Genomic DNA, 20,769 nt, shown 5'->3' with positions numbered 1-20,769 from the left:
CAAAATGTACCTCTATCCGCACTAAATCAAGACTCAATATTCGCAGCCTTACGTGAGTCAGCCTCCCTGTGGAACCGGCTTTTTTAATATATCGTTAGCATTTTCAATGGGAAAACGGATATATCCTTCTTTTTTTTCACATTTTACAACTTCCACATTAATTTTATTTCCTCTAATATAGATAACACGGTAACTATCAGATGTTTCAGCGAGATACCTCGCATCCTTCCCTAACTCTGGAATCGTCCAGTACTTATTATTGCATTGAAAAGAGCTCCTGGTATCATAAGAATAAACCTTTTTCGTCACAGCATTAAATAACCAACCTGCGCTACCCAAATAAGAAATATAACTAATGCTAAAAAAAACGCAAGATAAACATAATATCGAATAATGGATCATCGAAGGCACTTTAATTTTTCTTATCCGGAATAAATCTGTTGTACCTTCTAAAATCATCCCCCCCACGTGGGAAGTAATCAAAAAAAATGGAATGGCAAACAAAATCGAGAATGACCAACTAATATAAGGAACTTTAGCGATATCAACATCAAAAAACTCTTTAACAAAACCGTTTGCAATCATCTTAGAAAAAAACAATATAATCGAGAACACAATAAAAAGAATTTTATTTATTATTTTGACTATATTTTCTTTTACTCTTGACATACACAAAAAATAATAATTAACAAACAAGAACGTAAAATATCCTGTTGAAATAGCTAAGAGAGTAAGACCATAATTCAAATCACTCCCTGAAAATACTATCGTTCCTGAAACAAAAAAAACCAGGATTAGTACCATCGAGTCTGTAATAATTCTTTTTAGCTTACCTCTTCGTCCAGGAAAGACACCTTTTATTTTCTTTTTCTCACTAGTTGCAAAGGTCGGAACAGAGTAAAAATTTATAATATATGCAGAAATTGATAACATACCAGTAAATGTTATGATGATGAATAGATCACTTTCCGGCTGCTTCCTGGCATAGATCAAACTAAACAGGATGGCCAGCAATAGATTAAAACCAATCACTAATAGCATAGGTATTGAGCGAAGTGTATTTGCCATCATTAATTCCCTTTTGTAACAAATAATATTGCAGACAGTTATAACAGAAATAGTCCCCCCCCGTCTATTCTATGGTGCTACCGTCCATACCGGACATCTGAAATCAATGTACATTGTTAGTAATTCAGGATTACAGAAAACTGGTATTTTCACTTAAGTCGATCTTCGGTGCGACCAGTTACTGAATATATAATATGAAAAGGACAGCCTTTTTATATATTTCGAACATGAAAAATTATTTAGTTCTGGTTTTTCATTATATGAAGACGATATTAATTTTTAAGATCTGGCAAAACTTAAAGCACCAAATTCTCAATTGGCTGATTTACTTATTAATAAATAACTGGCGCCGCAATCCGCGCCAGCTCTGGGTTCAGCAATGGCTACCTGCCCTGAGCAGGAGGCCAGTACGCATCAGTGTTTAACGATATACATGGTACGGCTGTAGGCCACATCTTCCGGGTTGGTGATCGGGTAGCCTTTCAGCCACGGCTTAATCAGCCGACCGTTGGTGTACTGGTAGATCGGCGCAATTGGCGCTTTGGCCATAATGATCTTCTCCGCCGCGTTGTAATCATCGTTACGCGCTTTGGCCGAATTCTCCACCGCCGCCTGGGCGAGGATTTTGTCGTACGCCGGATCGTTAAAGCGGGAAATATTTCCGCTGTGGGTGGAAGTCAGTAGCGACAGGAAAGTGGACGGCTCGTTGTAATCCCCTACCCAGGAGGCGCGGATCACATCGAAATTGCCGGTGTTGCGGCTGTCGATATAGGTTTTCCACTCCTGATTCTGCAGCTTCACATCCACGCCGAGGTTCTTCTTCCACATCGACGCCACTGCGATGGCAATCTTCTGATGGTTCTCAGAGGTGTTATACAGCAGCGTCAGCTTTAGCGGGCGATTCGGGCCATAGCCGGCGGCGGCCAGCAGGGCTTTCGCCTGGGCGTTAAGCTCGGCCTGACTCATACTCTCAAACTGCGACGGCTGCGGCGTGAAGCCCGCCGTTACGTCCGGTGTGAAACGCCAGGCCGGTTTTTCCCCGGTCCCTAGCACTTTCTCCGCCATCACCCGGCGATCGATGGTCATACTCAGCGCCAGTCGCACCCGCTCGTCCGCTGTCGGCCCTTTTTGGGTATTAAAGGCGTAATAGTAGGTGCCCAGCTGCGGCGGGGTATACACCTGTCCCGGAATATCCTTCAGCAGCTTCTGGTACATATTTTTCGGGAAAGATTCGGTGATATCGATATCGCCGGCCAGATAGCGCTTGGTGGCGGCGGACTCCTGGTTGATCGGCACAAAGGTGACCTGCTGGATCACCGTTTTGGCGTTATCCCAGTAGTGGGTGTTCGGCACCAGCACCAGCTTTTCATTCACGACGCGATCTTTCAGAACATAGGCGCCGTTGCCCACCAGGCTGCCGGGCCGCGTCCAGTTCGCGCCGCTGTCGACATTGGCTTTTTGCACCGGATAGAAGGCAAAGCTGGCGGTCAGGTTGCTGAACCATGGCAACGGCTTATCCAGCTGCACCCGCAGGGTGTGGGCGTCAACGGCGGTGACCCCCAGGGTCTCCGGCGCGGCTTTGCCGTCGATGATGTTCTGCGCGTTGGCGATCCCCGCCAGCGCCGCGAACCAGGCGAACGGCGAAGTGGTTTTCGGATCCACCAGACGCCGCCAGCTATAGACGAAATCCTCGGCGGTGACCGGCGTACCGTCGGACCAGCGGGCGTTATCGCGCAGGGTAAAGGTCCAGACGCGGTTATCATTGCTCTGCCAGCGGGTCGCCACCCCCGGCACCAGGTTGCCTTTCGCATCCTGATTGACTAAACCTTCAAACAGATCGCGGATCACCTGGATTTCCGGCAGACCCACCGCTTTGGCGGGATCTAACGAGGCGGGTTCATCTTTGATATGGCGCACCAACTGCTGTTTTTCCGCCAGTACCGTGCCAGGCGGTACGTCCGCCGCCCAGGCCAGAGAAGATACGCTGGCTAACCACAGCGCGCCGCATGTCAAAGCGACAGGATACTTCATAAGATCCCCTTTAAAATGAGAAAAAACACCGCCAACAGAGCGATAATTATTTGTTTCATCACCTGAAATTGCAAACAACATATGATAGAAAATTGATGTGCCGTCGGATTTCACGCCTCCGGGAATGGGTTTGAATCCAACACGCTTTTCGCCAACACTGAATAATAACGACACACAGGAAGCCCTATGTCTATTTCACGTCCTCGCCCGCAGCGCGGCGACTTTCCGCCGGGAACCCGGCAGTACGGCAGCTCGGAACTGGGCGCGCCGCTGCTGTGGTTTCCTGCGCCGATGGCCGACAGCCGCAGCGGCCTGATTATTGCCGGCACCCACGGCGATGAGAATTCGTCGATTGTGACCCTCTCCTGCGCCCTGCGCACCCTGAAGCCGGAGCTGCGCCGCCACCACGTGGTCCTGACGGTCAATCCTGACGGCTGTCAGCTCGGGCTACGCGCCAACGCCCGCGGCGTTGACCTCAACCGTAACTTTCCGGCCGCTAACTGGAGACAAGGGGAAACGGTGTACCGCTGGAACAGCGCGGCGGCGGAACGAGACGTGGTGCTGTTGACCGGCGAGCAGCCTGGCTCGGAGCGGGAGACCCAGGCCCTGTGTCAGTTGATCCATCAGATCCATCCGGCGTGGGTGGTCTCCTTTCACGATCCGCTGGCCTGCATCGAAGACCCGGGACACAGCCCGCTGGGACACTGGCTGGCGGACGCCTTCTCACTGCCGCTGGTGGGCAGCGTGGGCTACGACACCCCAGGTTCCTTTGGCAGCTGGTGCGCCGATATCGGGCTCCCCTGCATCACCGCCGAGTTTCCGCCGGTCTCCGCCGACGAGGCAACGGAGCGTTACCTGCCGGCGATGACCGACCTGCTGCGCTGGCAGGCTTAAACTTAAAGATGAAGCACGCCGGTGCTGAACCGCAGCGCCGGCTCGACGTCCACCGCCAGCCATGTCGGGCCGTCGAGGTCGGCGAAGCGCGCCAGCGGCGCCAGGGGGAGCGCGGCGGCGATCCCGCGCGAGGTGCAGAGCATACAGCCCAGCATCCGTCCAAAGCCCTGTCGTTCTGCCTCCCCGGCCAGGGCCAGCGCTTCGGTCAGGCCGCCGGTTTTGTCCAGTTTGATATTGACCATCTCATAGCGTCCGCGCAGCCTGGGCAGGCTCTCCCGGGTATGGCAGCTCTCGTCGGCGCAAATTGGCAGCGGATGGACGAAATTTTCCAGCGCCGCATCGGCGTCGGCAGGGAGCGGCTGCTCAAGCATCGCCACGCCGAGGTCCGCCAGCAGCTGGCAGCGCGCCGCCAGCCCCTCGCTGTGCCAGGATTCATTGGCGTCGACAATCAGCGTAGCCTCCGGCGCCGCCTGACGGATAGCGATTAACCGCTCGCTGATCAGCCGGTCGTCGAGCTTCACCTTCAACAGCTGAGCGCCCTTCTGCCACAGCGCCGCGGCGCTGGCCGCCATCTGATCCGCCGTGCCAATGACCACCGTCTGGGCGGTGATCACCCGGTTTGGCAACGTCACCCCCAGCAGCTGGGGCAAGGTTTTGCCTTCGCGCCGCGCCTGCAGATCCCACAGGGCGCAGTCAATGGCATTGCGCGCGGCGCCTGCCGGTAGCAGCCGCTGCAGCTGTTCGCAGGTAAGTCCCGCCTCCAGCTGCTCGCCGATCGCCATCACCTGGGCCATGACCGAAGCGATGCTCTCGCCATAGCGGGGATAAGGCGTGCATTCGCCCACGCCTTTCACACCGTCCTCTTCCAGTTCCACCACCACCACTTTTGCCTCGCTGCGGCTGCCGCGGGCGATCACAAAGGGGGTGTGGAGCGGCCAGGCTTCCTCATACACTCGCACGTTGCGCATTCCCTTGTCCTCTCTGGTAAATGTTAAATAGGGTTTGCCGTGTAGCTGGCGGATGTCATACACTACTCGCGACGTTAACTATATGTAAACAGGAAGATAACCATGTCACAAACCGTGCATTTCCAGGGCAACCCCGTTTCTGTTCAGGGCACCATTCCGCAGGCAGGCGCTAAAGCGCAGCCGTTTACGCTGGTCGCCAAAGATCTCTCTGACGTCGCGCTGAGCCAGTACGCCGGCAAACGTAAAGTACTGAATATTTTCCCGAGCATTGATACCGGCGTGTGCGCCGCATCAGTGCGTAAATTCAACCAGCTGGCCGCTGAACTGGACAACACCGTGGTGCTGTGCATTTCCGCTGACCTGCCGTTCGCCCAGTCTCGCTTCTGCGGCGCCGAAGGCCTGAGCAACGTGGTGACCCTTTCCACGCTGCGCGGCGCATCGTTCCTCGCTGACTACGGCGTCGCTATCTCTGCCGGTCCGCTGGCTGGCCTGGCCGCTCGCGCCGTGGTCGTTATCGATGAAAACGATCAGGTCGTCTACAGCCAGCTGGTGAACGAAATCACCGAAGAGCCAGACTACGACGCCGCGCTGGCCGCCCTGAAAGCCTGATAACAGACTGCCCTGGCGCATCGCGCCTGCGGACATTCGCTTTGCTCAGCCCCCGCTCTGCGGGGGCTTTTTATTGCCGCGGCGCATAGCGGGAAATCGTCCGCGCCATCGCCGGACCGGTCAGCAAAATGGTAAACAGCCGCAGCGTCTGCAGCGCCATGATGAACGACATATCCGCCCGGGTACCAGCGGCGATAATCGCCACGGTGTCCAGCCCGCCGGGGCTGGTGGCCAGATAGGCGGTCATAAAGTCCATCGGCAAAATATGAGTCAGGGCAAGGGCCATCAGGGCGCACATCAGGATCAGCCCGAGGATGGAGGCGATAATCTGCGGCAGCGTCTTCAGGGCCAGTAGAAAAACCGCTTTGTTAAACTGCAGGCCCACCGTCCAGCCCAGCACCGCGTAGGCCATCGCCAGCAACCACTCCGGCAGCTCCAGCATCACCCAGCCGCCGCCCTGGACCAGCGCGCCGAACAGCATCGGCAGCAGCATGGCTCCGGAAGGGATACGCAGCCGGACGCCCAGCCAACAGGCCGCCGCCGTCAGCAACAGCGTGATAGGAAAATTGAGGGTCAACGGCGCAAACCAGACGATGGCCTGGCTCATTGCCTGCGCCTCGTTGCCCAGGGCATAGCGCACCACCAGCGCCGCCGCGCCGACCACAAACAGCACCCGTAGATACTGCATCAGCGCCACCAGCCGCACATCTGCCCCGTACTCCTGGGCCATCACTACCATTGCCGACGCCCCGCCGGGAGAGCTTCCCCAGGCGCCGGTGGCGCCCGGCAGCGCGCTATAGCGAACCAACAGCCAGCCGGTGAGACCGCTGATCGCCAGGGTGGTCAACAGGATCGCCAGCACCAGCGCCCAGTTAGCGAACAGTACGCCAAAAACAGAGGGATTAATCGCCCTGGCGATCATGCAGCCAACAATGGCCTGCGCCGCCAGATAACAGGGGCGAGGGATGCTCAGCTTCACCCCGCGCAGGCTCAAAATGAGACCGGCGATCAGCGGCCCCAGCAGCAGCGCTGCCGGCAAATGAAGGCGTAACAGCAGCGAGGAAAAGAGAACGGAGAGCAGCAGCAATATCAGCCACTGCCCGATCGCGCGACGCGACGCCAAGATGCACCACCCCGGAAAAAGAATTAAAAAACCAGTATATACAGGTTTGGCCCGCTTTGCAGGCCGAATGCCGGCGACATAGGTCGCCGGCCTGGCGGGATTATTCGTCGCCCTTTTTCTGACTCAGACCATATTCACGCAGCTTATTAGCGATGGCGGTATGCGACACCCCCAGCCGCTTCGCCAGCTTACGGGTGCTGGGGTAGCTGCGATAGAGCTGGGTCAGCACCGAGCGCTCAAAACGGCGGGTAATGTCGTCCAGCGACCCTTCCATGGCCTCCTCGCCCACCGGCAGCGAGGCGACGTCGTGGTCCGGCAGCAGAATGTCCTGCGGACGCAGTTCGAATCCTTCCAGCTGGGTTAGCGCGCGATAGACAGCATTCTTCAGCTGACGAACGTTGCCGGGCCAGCTGTAGCGGGTAAGCACCGTACTCAGGTCGGCGGAGAGCTTCGGCCGCGGGATCCCCTGCTCATCAGCAAAGCGGGCAACAAACAGCTCCGTCAGCGGCATAATGTCCTGCGGGCAGTCGCGCAGCGGCGGCAGATACAGGGTCAGGACGTTGAGGCGATAGTAGAGATCTTCGCGGAACAGCCCTTTCTGCACCAGCTCGACCAGGTTTTTCTGCGTCGCGCAGATCACCCGCACATCGACGTGTACTTCATGATCCTCGCCGACGCGGCGGAAGGTGCCGTCGTTGAGAAAGCGCAGCAGCTTGGTCTGCATTCGCGGCGACATCTCGCCAATTTCATCCAGCAGCACCGAACCGCCGTTGGCCTGCTCGAAGAAGCCTTTTTTGCCCTGCAGGGCGTCGCCGAACAGTTCGCTCTCGACCGCGTCCTCGGGAATGGAGCCACAGTTAAGCGCCAGATAGGGTTTGCCCGCCCGCGGGCTGGCCAGATGGCAGGCATGCGCCAGCAGATCTTTGCCGGTGCCCGTATCGCCGACAATCAACAGCGGCGCGCTGAGCATCGCCAGCTTGCGCGCTTGCTCCACCACGTGGCGCATTTTCGGCCCCACCGCGAGGATCTGACTGAAGGCGCTGGTGTCCTGGCTGGTCATGGTCTGCAGTTGGCGTCCCATGCGCACGGTTGAGCGCAGCATCGCCACGGCGCCGGTCAGCACTCGCTCGTTATGCTCCCCTTCCAGATAGACCGGGGTCACTTCCAGCAGGTAGTTCTGCCCGTTCACCACCACATGCTCCGCATGCGTCTCCTGCGGGCTACTTTCCAGCCAGCGCTGGACGTTGAAATCGGCGATCAGCTGGGCCACCGGATGGTTGCGCAGCTTCGCCTGGCTTTGGCCAAACAGCAGGCAGCTGGCGGGGTTGGCCAGTTCGACCCTGCCTTTGGTATCCAGCGACAGCACCGGCTCCGGCATCGCCACCAGCAGCGCGCTGAGCGCAAGATGTTCACGCTCAGATGGCATCCACGGCACGGTGCGCACGTCTGTCACGCCGGCGATACGGCGGATCTCCGCCATCAGGCTGCTGAAGGTGGCGAACTCCAGTTCGGCAAAATTGAGGTAGATACGGCCAATAGGGTCAATATCGATACCACGCAGATCAATGCCGCGCAGCACCAGCAAATCGAGCAATTCACGAGTCAGACCGAGGCGGTCTTCACAAAAGACTTCAAGACGCATGGGAGTGTTCACCCTAAAAGTGCCAATGACCGGAGAATAATAGGCCAGGAATGGACTTTCGGGAAGCTAACTGTCAACAATTATTGACAGCATGGCGGAAAAATGGGCGTTGCGCCGTAAAGTCAGGCGGTCAGTGGTGAAATTGACGCCAGGGCGAGCCGGGATTCAACATAACCTCAAGGCCGGGCAAGGCGAAGCCGCCGCCCGGCAATGTCTCTGAGCGGAGGTTACTTCTCCGGACTGGTTTTGCTTTTCTGCAGGGTTTCTTTCAGCTGGCCAATCAGCTCGCGACGAAAATCGCCGAGCCGCGGTTTATCATCGGCGAGCCACGGCAGTGGGCGGCACAGCTCCATCGCCTTGATCCCGAGGCGGGCGGTGAGCAGGCCGGCGCCGATGCCCTGCGCAGCGCGCGCCGACAACCGGGCCGCCAGATCCTGCGACATCCAGTCCATGCCCACCTCGCGCACCAGTTCGCTGGCGCCGGCGAAAGCGATATTCAGCAGCACCAGGCGAAACAGGCGCAGGCGGCTGTAATACCCGAGCTCAATGCCGTACAGGGTGGCAATCCGGTTGATCAACCGCAGATTGCGCCAGGCGATAAACGCCATATCCACCAGCGCCAGCGGGCTGACGGCGATCATCAGCGTCGACTCCGCCGCCGAACGGCTGATTTCCCGCCGCGCCTGAGCATCAAGCACCGGCTGCACCAGTTGGGCATAGAGGCTGACCACTTCCCGGTCGCTTTGCGTTTCGTGGATGGCGGCATACCAGCGCTGCAGCGCCGGATGCGACTGATCCAGCCCGGCCTGCTGCGCCAGCTTCTCACAAAAGGCTTTCCCTTTACCGACCGCGTGACTGTGCAGCATATCGCGGGCTTCATCGCGTTCGTGGGCGCGCTGGCGCAGTCGCCACAGGCGGCGCCACTCGGTGGCCACCGATCCGACGCCGGCGCCGACGATCAGCGCCCCGGCGACGCAGCCGCCCAGCGCAATCCAGTCCTGGGTCTGCCAGGCGTTGGCGGTCCACTGCACCCCTTGCGCCACGACGCTGACGCCGAAGATCGCCAGGCCAGCGCTGACCATCCGCCGCCACAGACTGCGTTTCGGCCGCAGCACTGACTCCACCACCGCCTCTGCCGCCCCCTCTTCCTCTTCGCCGGTCACCAGACGCGCCGGCGCGAAGTTATCGGCTTCCAGTCGGTCGAAGGCGCGAGCGCTTTTCAGCGGCGGCGTTTTTTCCGCCTGCAGCGGGCCATCAAAATCAATCCGCGGTTTTAACGGTTCGCTCATCGCAGTTTATCTCCAATCAAAAATTCCAGCGCCGCGTCGAGGCGAATGTGCGGCAAGGGCCGATCGACATCCATGACCTGCGGACGAAAGTTTTCAAACTGAAAGCCCTGCTGCTGCCAGAAGGCCTGGCCCGGCAGGCGCGCCGGCACCTCGCCGGGATAGATGGTCAACGGCTGGCCGTCGCTCAGCCGATTGCCGCGCAGGGCGGGAATTTTCTCGCCGTTCAGCTCAATCAGCCCGCTCTGGGTCGCCTGAATGGACGCCAGCCCCAGACAATCCATACTGATCCCCTCGAAGGCGGCATTCTGCCACGCATCCTGGATCAACTGCTGCAGGAGCGACACCATATTGCTGTGCTGATCCACCGTGACGTGGTCGGCTTTGGTGGCAGCGAACAGCAGCTTGTCGATGACCGGCGAAAACAGCCGGCGAAATAAGGTGCGCTGCCCGTAATGGAAACTTTGCATCAGCTGGGTCAGCGCCAGGCGCATATCGTTAAACGCCTGCGGCCCGCTGTTGAGCGGCTGCAGGCAGTCCACCAGCACAATCTGCCGGTCGAAGCGCAGGAAGTGCTCTTTGTAGAACCCCTTCACTACCTTTTCGCAGTAGTACTTATAGCGTTCGCGCAGCATGCCGGCGTTGCTGTGTTTATCAGCTTGCGCCAGCTTGGCTTCGCCGACGGCGTCGACGTCTGGCCATGGGAAGAACTGTAGCGCCGGCGCGCCGGCCATTTCGCCGGGCAGGACAAAGCGCCCGGGCTGGATAAAGTGCAACCCTTCGCGCTTACAGGCGTGCAGATAGTCCGTCCAGGCGGCGGCGATGTCGGCCAGACGGGCCTCGTCGGCAGGAGCCAGCGGATCCAGCCCGGCGCAGAGCTGCCGCCAGCGGGCCGACCACTCTGCACGCTGTCCCTGCAGGAGTCCGGTCATCTGCCGCGACCAGCTCAGATAATCCTGCGCCAGCATCGGTAAATCGAGCAGCCACTCCCCCGGATAGTCGACAATCTCCAGATACAGCGTGGAGGTGTCTTTAAAGTGGCGCAGCAGGGAGTCATTGGAACGGTAGCGCAGCGCGAGACGGATCTCGCTCACGCCGCGCGTCGGGGTTGGCCACATGGGCGGCTGGCCGTACAGCTGGGCCAGCCCTTCATCGTAGGTGAATCGCGGAATGCCGAAGTCCCGCTGCGGCACGCGCTTGACCCCAAGCAGTCGCTCTTCGCGCGCGGCGCTCAGCAGCGGCAGGCGGGCGCCGGTGTGAATATTTAGCAGTTGGTTGACCAGCGCGGTGATAAACGCCGTTTTGCCGCTGCGGCTCAGGCCGGTCACCGCCAGGCGTAAATGCCGGTCAACCCCGCGGTTGACCAGCGCATTCAGTTCAGTTTTCAGTCGCTTCATCGCCAGTCCGTTATGCCCTGAAGGTGTGTCTCGTCATCATAAGCTATCCGCCGGGAATAAGCAGGACAACGTTAATCCTTTTGCGCCTTCCCCACGGCGGCGTTATTTCATCCCGCGCGTGACGCGGTTGGCCAGCCGGCTGAGCAGCGGCTCCAGCGCCACCGCCAGCAGCATTTTCAGCGGCCGCCGCGCGACCGATTTGACCGCCCAGCCGGCAACGCCCGCCGGGCCATAACGCAGCGCGGTCAGCAGCGCCAGCTTACCGACGATTTTCAGACCGGGCTTCACCTGCTGCCCGGCGCGTTGCCATTTGCTATTCATGCGTTGCCTCACTCGTTAACAACAGGGTTTACAGCTGACGAAAGCGGCTGCGCAGCGTAAAGGTGTCGGAGGTGACGTACCGTTCCATCTCACGCAGACGCTGTTCGCCGGAGGCCAGTTCGGCATCCACGGCGGCCAACAGATCGCCATTGCTCGGCGCTTTATGGCCGTACAGCTCACTGTCCGGCATCGGGTCCAGGGCGAAGGTCAGAATGATGTAGGCCACCAGGACGAAGAAAAAGAGGCCAAAAATCATCGCCAGCACGGTAATCAGGCGCACCAGCTTCACCGGGACGTCAAGATGCTGAGCAATGCCCGCGCAGACGCCCTTCACCATCCCGCGCTGCGGAATACGCCACAGTTTTTTATTCAGATCCAGTCCAGCCATTATTTGTCTCTCCAGTTCGGATGTTCGGCATCCAGGATCGCTTCCAGCGCCTGAATGCGCTCGCGCATCCGCTTCGCGTCATCGGTCAACTGCAGCAGCCGTTGCTGCTCATTTTGCGTCAGACTGCCGTTGGCGCCGCGATTGTTGTAGTGCAGCCACAGCCAGACCGGCAGAACAAACAGCACAAACAGCGTCAGCGGAATGGCGAGAAAAAGCATGCTCATGTGTACTCCTTACAGGGGGTGAGCCGCGGCGCAACGCCGCGCCGCGCAATCGTACTTACTGGTTGGACTGATTCATTTTGGCTTTCAACGCCGCCAGCTGCTCGCTGATTTCATCGTCCGCTTTCAGTTCGGCAAACTGCTGATCCAGCGTCTGCTGCTTGCCAAAGCGGTGGATCTCCGCTTCCGCTTCCATCTGATCGATGCGACGCTCAAAGGATTCAAAGCGGGCCATCGCCTCATCCAGTTTACCGCTGTCCAGCTGGCGACGCACATCGCGCGACGAACTCGCCGCCTGATGACGCAGCGCCAGCGCCTGCTGACGAGCGCGGGTTTCGCTGAGTTTGTTCTCCAGCTCGCCAATCTCTTTCTTCATCCGCGCCAGCGTTTCATCCACCAGCTGCACTTCGTGGTCCAGCTGAGCAATAAGGTCGGTCAGCTTCTGTTTTTCGATCAGCGCCGCCCGGGCAAGATCCTCTTTCTCTTTGCGCAGGGCCAGCTCGGCCTTTTCCTGCCATTCCGCCTGCTGGGCGACCGCCTGCTCAATACGACGGGTCAGCTGTTTCTTTTCGGCCAACGCGCGGGCCGACGTGGAACGTACCTCAACCAGCGTGTCTTCCATCTCCTGGATCATCAGACGCACCAGCTTTTGCGGGTCCTCCGCTTTCTCCAGCAGGGAGTTGATGTTGGCGTTCACGATGTCGGCAAAACGAGAAAAAATACCCATAATTTCAGTCCTCATAGTTCTGGTTGCAGGCATTCACCTGTGGGTTAGCTAATACAAATGGCGTGCCAACTTTTTATCTTATTGATTTTAAACAGAGTGGTTGCGAATTGCGCAGGGCATTGCTACAGTCACCTGGTTAATCCCACTATTTAATGGCGAAATTCATCATGGCGCAGTACAAGGATAATCTGCTGGGCGAGGCCAACAGCTTTCTCGAGGTGCTGGAACAGGTTTCCCGACTGGCTCCGCTGGATAAGCCGGTGCTGGTCATCGGCGAGCGCGGTACCGGGAAAGAGCTTATCGCCAACCGTCTGCACTACCTCTCCGCCCGCTGGCAGGGGCCGTTTATCTCGCTGAACTGCGCGGCGCTGAATGATAACCTGCTCGATTCGGAGCTGTTTGGCCACGAAGCCGGGGCCTTCACCGGCGCCAGCAAGCGCCATCCCGGGCGCTTCGAGCGCGCCGACGGCGGGACGCTGTTTCTCGATGAGCTGGCGACAGCCCCGATGCTGGTGCAGGAGAAGCTGTTAAGAGTGATTGAATATGGCGAGCTGGAGCGCGTGGGCGGCAGCCAGCCGCTGCAGGTTAACGTCCGGTTGGTGTGCGCCACCAACGCTGACCTGCCGCGCATGGTGGAGGAAGGCCACTTTCGCGCCGACCTGCTCGACCGTCTGGCCTTCGACGTGGTGCAGCTCCCGCCGCTGCGCGAACGGCAGAGCGATATCATGCTGCTCGCCAACCAGTTTGCCATTCAGATGTGCCGTGAGCTCGGCCTGCCGCTGTTTCCCGGATTCAGCGAACGTGCCACCGCCACGCTGCTCGGCTACCGCTGGCCGGGGAATATTCGTGAACTGAAGAACGTCGTCGAGCGCTCGGTCTATCGCCACGGAGACAGCGAGCACGAGCTGGACGCCATTATCCTCAACCCTTTCCGTCAGACCGCCGCCTCCGAGCCGGAGACCGTGTCCGGGGACGAGCTGCCCGCCCTGCCGCTGGATCTGCGCGATTTTCAGCTACAGCAGGAAAAACGCCTGCTGCAGCGGAGTCTGCAGCAGGCGAAGTATCATCAGAAGCAGGCGGCGGAGCTGCTGGGGTTAACCTATCACCAGCTCCGCGCGCTGCTGAAAAAGCATCAGCTGTGAGAAGTGCGCGGCAGCAGCAGCGCGCTCACCGCCATCGCCCCCAGGCATAAGGCGGCGTTGAACCACAGGGCATACTGGGCGGCATGGGCCATGCCCAGCGGCAAAAACAGCGCGAAAAGTGACGCCGTCACGGCAATGCCCATCGCCCCGCCCAGCGAGCTGCCCATCTTGTAGATCCCCGAGGCGACGCCAATTTTGTTCTCCGGCGCGTTGGCCACCGCCGTATCCGTTGACGGCGTGGCGTAGCAGCCCAGGCCGAGGCCGAACAGCACGTTGCTGGCGAATACCACGCCGATATACAGCGCTTTATCGAGGAAGGTGCAGGATATCAGGCCGATGGCGATGGCGGTCAGCACCGGGCCGGCCATCATCGGCAGCCGGGCGCCATAGCGCTGCAGCAGCTTCTCGCCGACCCGGATCATCGCCAGGACGGTGACCAGATAGCCGAGGGTCATCATTCCGCTCTCCAGCGGCGTCAGGTGGTGCCCTTGCTGTAGCCAGATGCTGGCGATCATCATGGTGCCAATCGCCCCGTTGAGCAGAAAGTTCGATAGTACCGCCGCACCGTAGGCCCGGTTGCGAAACAGCGCAAAATCGATCAGCGCCGCCTCGCCTTTGCGCAGCCCGCTGCGAATAAACACCGCGCCAGCGATCAGCGCCCCCGCCAGCATGCTCAACGACAGCGGACTGGCCCAACCCCAGCCGTGGCCTTTGCTGATAAACAGATTCACCAGCACCAGCCCGACGATCAGGCTCAGCAGGCCACCAACGTCCAGCTTATGCTGGCTGGCGCTGGCGCTGCGGCTCTCCGGCGTGCCGCGCAGCAAAAACAGCGCCAGCAGAGCGACGGCAATGGAGAAGACGAAGATCCAGCGCCAGCCCAGGCCGGTGGCGATAGCTCCGCCAACGAAAGAGCACAGGCCGCTGCCGCCCCACGAGCCGATGACCCAGAAGCTGACCGCCCGCTGACGCGCGCGTCCCTGGTACCAGGTCTTAATCAGCGCCAGCGTCGCCGGCATAATGCACGCCGCCGACACTCCCTGCAGCACCCGGCCGGCGAGGAACAGCCCCGGCCCCTGGGCCAGTACCAGCATGGCGCTGCCGATGATGCTCAGCCCCAGTCCGAGGGCGGTCATCCGCATGCGGCCAAACTTGTCCGCCAGACCGCCGCTGGCCACCACGAAACAGCCGCTGAACAGCGCGCTGAGGCTGACGGCCAGGGTTAGGGTCTCAAGGGAAATATCAAGACTGCTTTTCATCGCCGGCACGACGTTAATCACCGACTGGGCAAACAGCCAGAAGGTTAAAACGCTCAGCACAATCCCTACCAGCAGACGATCGCTGCCGACAAAGGGGGTGTCGCTTACGGTGACAGTGCTCATTGCATGGTCCTCCCGTTTCCGGTGATTAACGCAGATAGTGTTCCGTCAGGCCGCACCACAGCGCCGCCCCGCTTAGCAACAGCGCGTCGTTGAAGTCATAGCCCGGGTTATGCACCATGCAGCGATCCGGCTCGTCGCCAGCGCCGATAGTGAAATAACTGCCGTGGGGGTGCTGCTCCAGCATGAAAGCGAAATCTTCACTGCCCATAAACGGCTTCACCTCGCCCACCTGCTCTGCGCCAAACAGCGCTGTCGCCACCTCCCGCACCATAGCGTTTGCCGCCGGATCGTTACGCAATACCGGGCTGCCGTTGACGTGGGTCAGCGTGGCCGTGGCGTTGAAGCTCTCCGCCTGGGCCACGGCAATGTCATGGATCCGCTGCAGCACGGTCTTACGTACCTGCTCATTGAGGGTGCGCACCGTGAGCTTCATCAGCACGTGATCGTTAATGATATTGGGCGCATGTCCGGCCTGGATGCTGCCGACGGTTACCACCGCCGGCTCAAACGGGGTGATATTGCGCGAGACGATGGACTGCAGCGCGAGGGTAATATGGCAGGCCACCAGCGTGGCATCCACCGTATGCTCCGGCACCGCGCCGTGGCCGCCAACGCCCTTCACTTCAATATGCAGCGTATCGGAGGAGGCCATCATCGCCCCGTCGCGCAGGCCGATTTTACCCAGCGGCTGACCCGGCATATTGTGCAGGCCGAAGATGGCGTCGCAGGGAAACTGGTCAAACAGACCGTCCTCGACCATTACCCGCCCACCGTACAGTAACTCTTCCGCGGGCTGGAAAATCAGCTGCAGCGTCCCGTTAAACTGGCGTGTGCGCGCCAGATATTCAGCCGCGTAGAGCAGCGTGGTGGTGTGCCCGTCATGGCCGCAGCCGTGAAAGCGCCCTTCGACCTGGCTTGCCCACGGCTTCCCGCTCCGCTCCTGCATCGGCAGCGCATCCATATCGGCCCGCAGGCCGAGGCGTTTTTTTCCGTGGCCGACGCGCAGCGTGCCCACCACTCCGGTGCCCGCCAGGCCGCGGTGAACCTCGTATCCCCACTCGCCAAGCAGTCGGGCGACCTCGCTGCTGGTCTGATGCTCTTCAAAGCCGATCTCCGGCTGCTGGTGGAACCGGCGACGTAAGGCAATAAATTGCGCCTCGTTGACCTGCAAGGCTTCAAGCAACGGATGTGTCATTTTTTTTATTCCTGTGTTGTGTTTGCACGACACTTTCGAGTTTATGCGGGTGAAACAGCTTTCAGGCGCGGTTTTTTGTTTTATATTGACGAGAAATCAATGAGTGTTTTTCATACATATCGGTTATGACAAAAAACAACCGGTTGCTTTTTGTCGACAGAGGAGAGCCATGTGGAGCAGCATTCAGGCGACTTTAGCGTCACCGTGCGCGATGTGCGTCAGCTGAGCCAGCCGGAAAGCGATCTGCTGACGCTGCTGTGGGTGCTGGAGGGGAGCGTAAATCTAACGGAGGCGGAAGGTGCGCCGCAGCATCTTACCGTCGACGGGCTGGCGATCGTTAACCGCAACCGTCGCTGGAGCCTGCGCAGCGCCGGGGGCAACGCGGTGATGATCCTGACCCTCGCCGCCAGCTGGCTGGCCCGCCTCGACACCACTTTTTTTGCCGTCGACTACCAGATATCGCCGCGCACCCGGGATGCCGATGACGGCCTGCGCCGCCTGATGCGCCAGCTGCTGGTGAGCGGCCTGGTCAATCATCCCGGCCATTACCGGCTGGAGGCCAACCGCTGGTTGAGCGAGATAGCGCTGCTGCTGGCCACGCGCTTCAGCCAGCCCATCGTCTCCACGCCGCGGCGCGATTCAGAAAAATGGAGCCGGAGGATAGCCAGCGTGGTGGCGCGGATCGACGCCAACTATCAGCGCCGTCTCTCTTTACAGGAGGTGGCGGCCGCAGAGTTTGTCTCCGAGGCCTGGCTGTCACGCCTGTTTCACAAGGAGGTAGGGGTCAGTTTTGTTCAGTACCTCACCGCGCTGCGCCTGCGCCACGCCGCCGACCAGCTGTTAACCACCCGCAAACCCGTTCAGCAAATTGCCCGCGAACAGGGGTTCGCCAGCACGCGAATGATGAGCGATCTGTTTAAGCGCCACCATGGCGTGACGCCGCGCCAGTATCGCGAGCAGTCCCCCCGGGAGCCTGGCCGACCGCGCCCGCCGCAGGGAGATCGCTGGCAGCCGGTGGCCGTGGACCGGCTCTACGCCCGCCTTAATGAGCCCGAACCACCCGACAGGGAGAGCCAGCCGCTGCTGATCAATCCGCCGCAAACCCGGGAGATCAACCTGCACCAGCGACCGGCGCGCGCCGCAGTGCTGCGCCATACCCGGATGGTAGTGACCGTGCGCGAGCTGGACGATCTGCTGCGGGAGGACGTGCGCCGCGAGCTGGAGCAGTTGCACCGCGTCCTGCCTGTGTATGCCATCGATATCAACGACGCCTTTCTCAGCAGCCGCCTGTTCGGCACCGGCTGGGACGATCCGCAGATGGCTGGCTACGCCTGCTGGTACAACCTGCAGCAGATCTTCAGCTGGCTGGCGGTGATGGGCTGGCAGGTGATCCTGCATACCGGGGTCACCACTCGCAGCGACCTGCTGCAGCGCTTCCTGCAACTCGCTGCCAACCATTTTCCGCCGGCGACGCTCAGCAGTTGGCGCTTTGTCTGGCACTGGTCGCCGCAGGCGAGCGAAGCGGCTCGCCAGGCCGCCTGGCGGCAGCAGCGCGAGGTTCTTCACCGTCTTCTGCCCCAGCCGCAGCTGGGGATCTGGCACCGCTTTGCCGCCAGCGCGCCCGGGGACGATCCCCTGTTCCACTCGCCGCTGCTGGCGGAAGCCGATTTTCTCGCCTGCCAGGCGGATGCCAACGAACAGCTCGATCTGGCCCAGGCGGACAGCAGCAGTCTGGCCTCCAGCGAGCACTATCCGGCGCATAAGCTGCGGCAGATCCACAGCGCCCTGCGTCAACGGCAGCTCAACCTGCCGCTATGGCTGCTCTCGTGGAATACGCTGACCGGCGATACGCGGGACACTAACGGGCGCTTTTTTCGCGGCGCGCTGTTGATGGATAATCTGCTGGGGGTCGCTGACCAGGTCTGGCTGGCGGGCTTCTGGTTAAATTCCGGCCTTCAGGGCGAAGCCCGCGCCAACGGCAAGCTGGATACATCAAGCCTGGCGCTGCACTATCTGCACGGGCTGCCGCGCCCGGTTTACTGGGTGCTGTGGCTCTGGCGACGGCTGCGCGGCGAGATCCTGTTCCACGACAAAAACCTGCTGCTGCTCCATCATCAGGGGCACTACCAGCTACTGCTGCGCAATACGGTGGTCTACAACCCATGGCTCTCCAGCGAAGCGGCTTTTATTCAACGCTTCAGCCAGCCGTACAGTGTGCGGCTGCAGGGGCTCAAGGGCCGCTGGCGCGTCAAACAGCACCTGTTCGATCAGCACCACGGCGCGCTGTTCCCGCTGGTGGACGCCTTTCGCAGCCGCAGCGGCCCCGACGCCGAAGATTATCAGTGGCTGATGCATCAGGCTCGTCCGGCGCTCAGCGTGGAGGAGGCCCGGCTCGATGGCCACTGGCTGCGGGTCGACTCGCTGGAGAGCAACGCCCTGGCGCTGTACGAATTTACCCCTCAGCTCTCCCCCGGCGAGGATCCTGACGCCTGAAGCAAACCGTGAATTTTGCGCTGGCTCTCCGTCGTCGCCGGGTTGAAAACCAGCAGCGACAGATCGGGGCGGCCTTCCACGGCAAAAGAGGTGAACTCCAGATCGAGCGGGCCCATCTGCGGGTGGTTAATGCGCTTATAGCCTTCGCCGTGGCCGGCGACGTCATGGCTTTGCCAGAAACGGGCGAACTCGACGCTTTGCTGGCTGAGCTCCGCGATCAGCTGGTCAGTTTCTTTTGTGGCGCCCATCCGCGTGACGTCGGCGCGGAAGGCGTTAACGATAAGCTGCCCAACCGTCTGCCAGTCCTCCAGGGTGCAGCGGGCCTCAGGCCGGGTAAACAGGCGGCGCAGCACGTTGCGCTCCGCCAGCGGCAGCTGGCCGTAGTCGGTCAGCACCCTGGCCGCCGCCGCGTTCCAGGCGATCACGTCCCAGCTGGCGGTACGGATAATCGCCGGAATGGTGAAGGCGTCAAGCACCCGCTGCAGCCGCGGCGTCATATCATCCGTGACCGTCAAACGGGTCTGCGGCGGATGGCCGAAGGCAAGAATAAACAGATGTTCGCGCTCCGGGGTGGTCAGCCGCAGACCGCGGGCGATCCGCTCCAGCACCTCGCGGGAAGGCGCCCCGCCGCGGCCCTGTTCAAGCCAGGTATACCAGGTCGGGCTGATGCTGGCGAGCTGGGCGACCTCTTCACGACGCAGGCCCGGCGTGCGCCGGCGTCCCGCCGGGAAGCCAAACGTCGCCGGGTCGAGACGCTGACGCCTGGCGCGGAGAAAATCACCTAAAGCATGATTGTCAAAAGTGTTCATCATCTGCCTGTGAGTCTGCCTGTTAGAATTTATACCCCGATAATGTCTCTACTTTTATAGTATGACATCGTGGGTAGGATACGCCTGTAAACCCGTTCAGGAGGTTCATGATGCGTATATTTCTTACCGGCGCGAGCGGATTTATCGGCTCGCGTATTCTTCCGGCGCTGCAGGCGTCGGGTCATCAGGTTATCGGCCTCGCGCGCAGCAACGCTACGGCGCAGGCCCTGGAAGCGGCAGGCGTCGAGGTGCATCGCGGCACGCTGGATGCCCCCGATTCGCTGCTGGCGGGCGTCGAGCGCGCCGACGCGGTGATCCATACCGCTTTCGACCACGACTTCAGCCGCTTTGCCGACAACTGCGAGAAAGACCGCCAGGCGATCCTGACCATGGGCCAGGCGCTGCGCGGCAGCGAGCGGCCGCTGGTCATCACCTCCGGCACGCTGATGGGCGACGACGGGAGCGGCGCCCCGGCCCGCGAGTCGTGCTTTAACGCAGCGCACCCCAGCCCGCGCACCGCTTCAGAGCTCGCCGGCCAGCAGCTGCTGGAGGCGGGAGTGGACGTCCGGGTGGTTCGCCTGCCGCAGGTGCATGACACCGTGCGCCAGGGGCTGCTGACCTGCTATATCGAGCGCGCGGTCGCCAGCGGCGCGGTGGCCTTGCGCGGCGAGGGGAACAACCGCTGGTCCGCCGCCCATGTCGATGACGTCGCGCGCCTGTACGTCAGCGCCCTGCTGCAGGGCGCTGCGGGCGAACGCTACCATGCGGTGGCTGAAGAGGGGATCGCGTTACGAGAGATCGCCGCAGTCATCGCCCGGGGTTTAAATCTGCCGCTGACCCAGTTGGATGAGACGCAGGCCGACGCCTGGTTCGGCTGGTTTGCCCCCTTTACCGCCCTTGAGCTGCGCGCCAGCTCGGCATGGACCCGCGAGCGATTGCAGTGGCAGCCGGTCGGCCCCGGGCTGCTGGAGGATTTACGGAATATGGATTACCAAAAAGTGACGTTGTCACAATAAACGAAGACCTTCCGCCCCTTTATTACACCCGACGGGTAGGGTTAGCCGCCCGTCGGA

General features: G+C 60.3%; 19 protein-coding genes and 1 pseudogene. 5 read left to right on the top strand and 15 right to left on the bottom strand.

Annotated features, from left to right (window positions below; genetic code table 11):
• Positions 1-57: 57 nt before the first annotated feature.
• From KHQ24_RS07565 to KHQ24_RS07555, 3 genes and pseudogenes are all read right to left on the bottom strand, one after another.
• On the bottom strand, positions 58-1,071 hold the full coding sequence (locus KHQ24_RS07565) for a hypothetical protein (protein ID WP_180241829.1): 1,014 nt from the start codon (positions 1,069-1,071) through the stop codon (positions 58-60).
• Positions 1,072-1,482: 411 nt separating this feature from the next.
• Positions 1,483-3,099 carry a peptide ABC transporter substrate-binding protein gene (locus tag KHQ24_RS07560; RefSeq protein WP_043521279.1) on the bottom strand — a complete coding sequence of 539 codons (1,617 nt, stop codon included), beginning with the start codon at positions 3,097-3,099 and terminating at the stop codon, positions 1,483-1,485.
• Positions 3,100-3,213: pseudogene (locus tag KHQ24_RS07555) on the bottom strand (hypothetical protein); the annotation flags it as partial.
• A 72-nt stretch (positions 3,214-3,285) separates the two neighbouring features.
• Between KHQ24_RS07555 and mpaA the strand changes: the two are divergent.
• A complete protein-coding gene (gene mpaA, locus KHQ24_RS07550; RefSeq protein WP_023318054.1) occupies positions 3,286-3,993 on the top strand; it encodes a murein tripeptide amidase MpaA in 708 nt (235 codons plus the stop codon).
• A 2-nt stretch (positions 3,994-3,995) separates the two neighbouring features.
• On the opposite strand, the gene ycjG is transcribed toward mpaA, so the two are convergent.
• The gene (gene ycjG, locus KHQ24_RS07545; protein ID WP_180241827.1) at positions 3,996-4,961 is read right to left on the bottom strand and encodes an L-Ala-D/L-Glu epimerase; all 966 of its coding nucleotides are present in this window, start codon (positions 4,959-4,961) and stop codon (positions 3,996-3,998) included.
• A gap of 102 nt (positions 4,962-5,063) precedes the next feature.
• Between ycjG and tpx the strand changes: the two genes are divergently transcribed.
• A complete protein-coding gene (tpx, locus tag KHQ24_RS07540) occupies positions 5,064-5,570 on the top strand; it encodes a thiol peroxidase (protein WP_004203917.1) in 507 nt (168 codons plus the stop codon).
• Between the two features lie 70 nt (positions 5,571-5,640).
• Here tpx and KHQ24_RS07535 read toward each other — a convergent pair whose 3' ends face one another.
• The 8 genes from KHQ24_RS07535 to pspA form a co-directional block, all read right to left on the bottom strand.
• Entirely contained in the window at positions 5,641-6,693 is a 1,053-nt protein-coding gene (locus tag KHQ24_RS07535; RefSeq protein WP_004203916.1) for an AbrB family transcriptional regulator, read from the bottom strand.
• Between the two features lie 100 nt (positions 6,694-6,793).
• The gene (tyrR, locus tag KHQ24_RS07530) at positions 6,794-8,335 is read right to left on the bottom strand and encodes a transcriptional regulator TyrR (protein WP_004203915.1); all 1,542 of its coding nucleotides are present in this window, start codon (positions 8,333-8,335) and stop codon (positions 6,794-6,796) included.
• Positions 8,336-8,562: 227 nt separating this feature from the next.
• Positions 8,563-9,624: a YcjF family protein gene (locus KHQ24_RS07525; protein WP_017900790.1), complete on the bottom strand. Its 1,062-nt coding sequence runs from the start codon at positions 9,622-9,624 to the stop codon at positions 8,563-8,565.
• Entirely contained in the window at positions 9,621-11,018 is a 1,398-nt protein-coding gene (locus KHQ24_RS07520; protein ID WP_017900791.1) for a YcjX family protein, read from the bottom strand. The genes KHQ24_RS07525 and KHQ24_RS07520 overlap by 4 nt, the downstream gene beginning before the upstream one ends.
• Positions 11,019-11,120: 102 nt before the next feature.
• On the bottom strand, positions 11,121-11,339 hold the full coding sequence (gene pspD / locus KHQ24_RS07515; RefSeq protein WP_002901915.1) for a phage shock protein PspD: 219 nt from the start codon (positions 11,337-11,339) through the stop codon (positions 11,121-11,123).
• A gap of 28 nt (positions 11,340-11,367) precedes the next feature.
• Positions 11,368-11,727 carry an envelope stress response membrane protein PspC gene (gene pspC, locus KHQ24_RS07510; RefSeq protein ID WP_004203911.1) on the bottom strand — a complete coding sequence of 120 codons (360 nt, stop codon included), beginning with the start codon at positions 11,725-11,727 and terminating at the stop codon, positions 11,368-11,370.
• Positions 11,727-11,951, bottom strand: coding sequence for an envelope stress response membrane protein PspB (gene pspB / locus KHQ24_RS07505; RefSeq protein WP_002901911.1), 225 nt, complete (start codon positions 11,949-11,951; stop codon positions 11,727-11,729). Before pspB ends, pspC begins: the two co-directional genes overlap by 1 nt.
• Positions 11,952-12,006: 55 nt before the next feature.
• Entirely contained in the window at positions 12,007-12,675 is a 669-nt protein-coding gene (gene pspA, locus KHQ24_RS07500) for a phage shock protein PspA (RefSeq protein ID WP_180241825.1), read from the bottom strand.
• A gap of 152 nt (positions 12,676-12,827) precedes the next feature.
• Between pspA and pspF the strand changes: the two genes are divergently transcribed.
• Positions 12,828-13,817, top strand: a complete 990-nt coding sequence (gene pspF / locus KHQ24_RS07495; protein ID WP_074195238.1) for a phage shock protein operon transcriptional activator — start codon at positions 12,828-12,830, stop codon at positions 13,815-13,817.
• Here the strand turns inward: pspF and KHQ24_RS07490 are convergent.
• Both KHQ24_RS07490 and KHQ24_RS07485 read right to left on the bottom strand, forming a co-directional pair.
• Positions 13,808-15,199, bottom strand: coding sequence for an MFS transporter (locus KHQ24_RS07490; protein WP_211777202.1), 1,392 nt, complete (start codon positions 15,197-15,199; stop codon positions 13,808-13,810). The two genes, pspF and KHQ24_RS07490, sit on opposite strands and share 10 nt — an antisense overlap.
• Before the next feature lie 25 nt (positions 15,200-15,224).
• The gene (locus KHQ24_RS07485; protein WP_154040930.1) at positions 15,225-16,394 is read right to left on the bottom strand and encodes a M20 aminoacylase family protein; all 1,170 of its coding nucleotides are present in this window, start codon (positions 16,392-16,394) and stop codon (positions 15,225-15,227) included.
• 171 nt (positions 16,395-16,565) lie between these two features.
• Between KHQ24_RS07485 and KHQ24_RS07480 the strand changes: the two genes are divergently transcribed.
• Positions 16,566-18,887 (top strand): helix-turn-helix domain-containing protein, encoded by a 2,322-nt coding sequence (locus tag KHQ24_RS07480; RefSeq protein ID WP_064187332.1) that lies wholly within the window; start codon positions 16,566-16,568, stop codon positions 18,885-18,887.
• On the opposite strand, the gene KHQ24_RS07475 is transcribed toward KHQ24_RS07480, so the two are convergent.
• Complete coding sequence (locus tag KHQ24_RS07475; protein WP_065697052.1) at positions 18,854-19,696, bottom strand: helix-turn-helix transcriptional regulator; 843 nt, start codon at positions 19,694-19,696, stop codon at positions 18,854-18,856. The two genes, KHQ24_RS07480 and KHQ24_RS07475, sit on opposite strands and share 34 nt — an antisense overlap.
• A 107-nt stretch (positions 19,697-19,803) precedes the next feature.
• On the opposite strand from KHQ24_RS07475, the gene KHQ24_RS07470 reads away from it, so the two are divergent.
• A complete protein-coding gene (locus KHQ24_RS07470; RefSeq protein WP_180241823.1) occupies positions 19,804-20,712 on the top strand; it encodes an SDR family oxidoreductase in 909 nt (302 codons plus the stop codon).
• The last annotated feature ends 57 nt before the right edge of the window (positions 20,713-20,769 follow it).

The organism is Klebsiella sp. 54, from assembly GCF_018223875.1.
GTDB lineage: Bacteria > Pseudomonadota > Gammaproteobacteria > Enterobacterales > Enterobacteriaceae > Klebsiella > Klebsiella quasipneumoniae.
Note: the sequence above shows the minus strand (reverse complement) of the source record. Positions and strands in the feature narration are given on the sequence as shown.

Coding starts and splice junctions, on each gene's coding strand:
- KHQ24_RS07470 (WP_180241823.1), top strand. CDS start 19,804: ATGATGCGTATATTTCTTACCGGCGCGAGCGGATTTATCGGCTCGCGT.
- pspF (WP_074195238.1), top strand. CDS start 12,828: ATGGCGAAATTCATCATGGCGCAGTACAAGGATAATCTGCTGGGCGAG.
- mpaA (WP_023318054.1), top strand. CDS start 3,286: ATGTCTATTTCACGTCCTCGCCCGCAGCGCGGCGACTTTCCGCCGGGA.
- pspB (WP_002901911.1), bottom strand. CDS start 11,951: ATGAGCATGCTTTTTCTCGCCATTCCGCTGACGCTGTTTGTGCTGTTT.
- KHQ24_RS07490 (WP_211777202.1), bottom strand. CDS start 15,199: ATGAGCACTGTCACCGTAAGCGACACCCCCTTTGTCGGCAGCGATCGT.
- pspA (WP_180241825.1), bottom strand. CDS start 12,675: ATGGGTATTTTTTCTCGTTTTGCCGACATCGTGAACGCCAACATCAAC.
- tpx (WP_004203917.1), top strand. CDS start 5,064: ATGTCACAAACCGTGCATTTCCAGGGCAACCCCGTTTCTGTTCAGGGC.
- KHQ24_RS07485 (WP_154040930.1), bottom strand. CDS start 16,394: ATGACACATCCGTTGCTTGAAGCCTTGCAGGTCAACGAGGCGCAATTT.
- KHQ24_RS07565 (WP_180241829.1), bottom strand. CDS start 1,071: ATGATGGCAAATACACTTCGCTCAATACCTATGCTATTAGTGATTGGT.
- ycjG (WP_180241827.1), bottom strand. CDS start 4,961: ATGCGCAACGTGCGAGTGTATGAGGAAGCCTGGCCGCTCCACACCCCC.
- pspC (WP_004203911.1), bottom strand. CDS start 11,727: ATGGCTGGACTGGATCTGAATAAAAAACTGTGGCGTATTCCGCAGCGC.
- tyrR (WP_004203915.1), bottom strand. CDS start 8,335: ATGCGTCTTGAAGTCTTTTGTGAAGACCGCCTCGGTCTGACTCGTGAA.
- KHQ24_RS07560 (WP_043521279.1), bottom strand. CDS start 3,099: ATGAAGTATCCTGTCGCTTTGACATGCGGCGCGCTGTGGTTAGCCAGC.
- KHQ24_RS07520 (WP_017900791.1), bottom strand. CDS start 11,018: ATGAAGCGACTGAAAACTGAACTGAATGCGCTGGTCAACCGCGGGGTT.
- KHQ24_RS07525 (WP_017900790.1), bottom strand. CDS start 9,624: ATGAGCGAACCGTTAAAACCGCGGATTGATTTTGATGGCCCGCTGCAG.
- pspD (WP_002901915.1), bottom strand. CDS start 11,339: ATGAATAGCAAATGGCAACGCGCCGGGCAGCAGGTGAAGCCCGGTCTG.
- KHQ24_RS07475 (WP_065697052.1), bottom strand. CDS start 19,696: ATGAACACTTTTGACAATCATGCTTTAGGTGATTTTCTCCGCGCCAGG.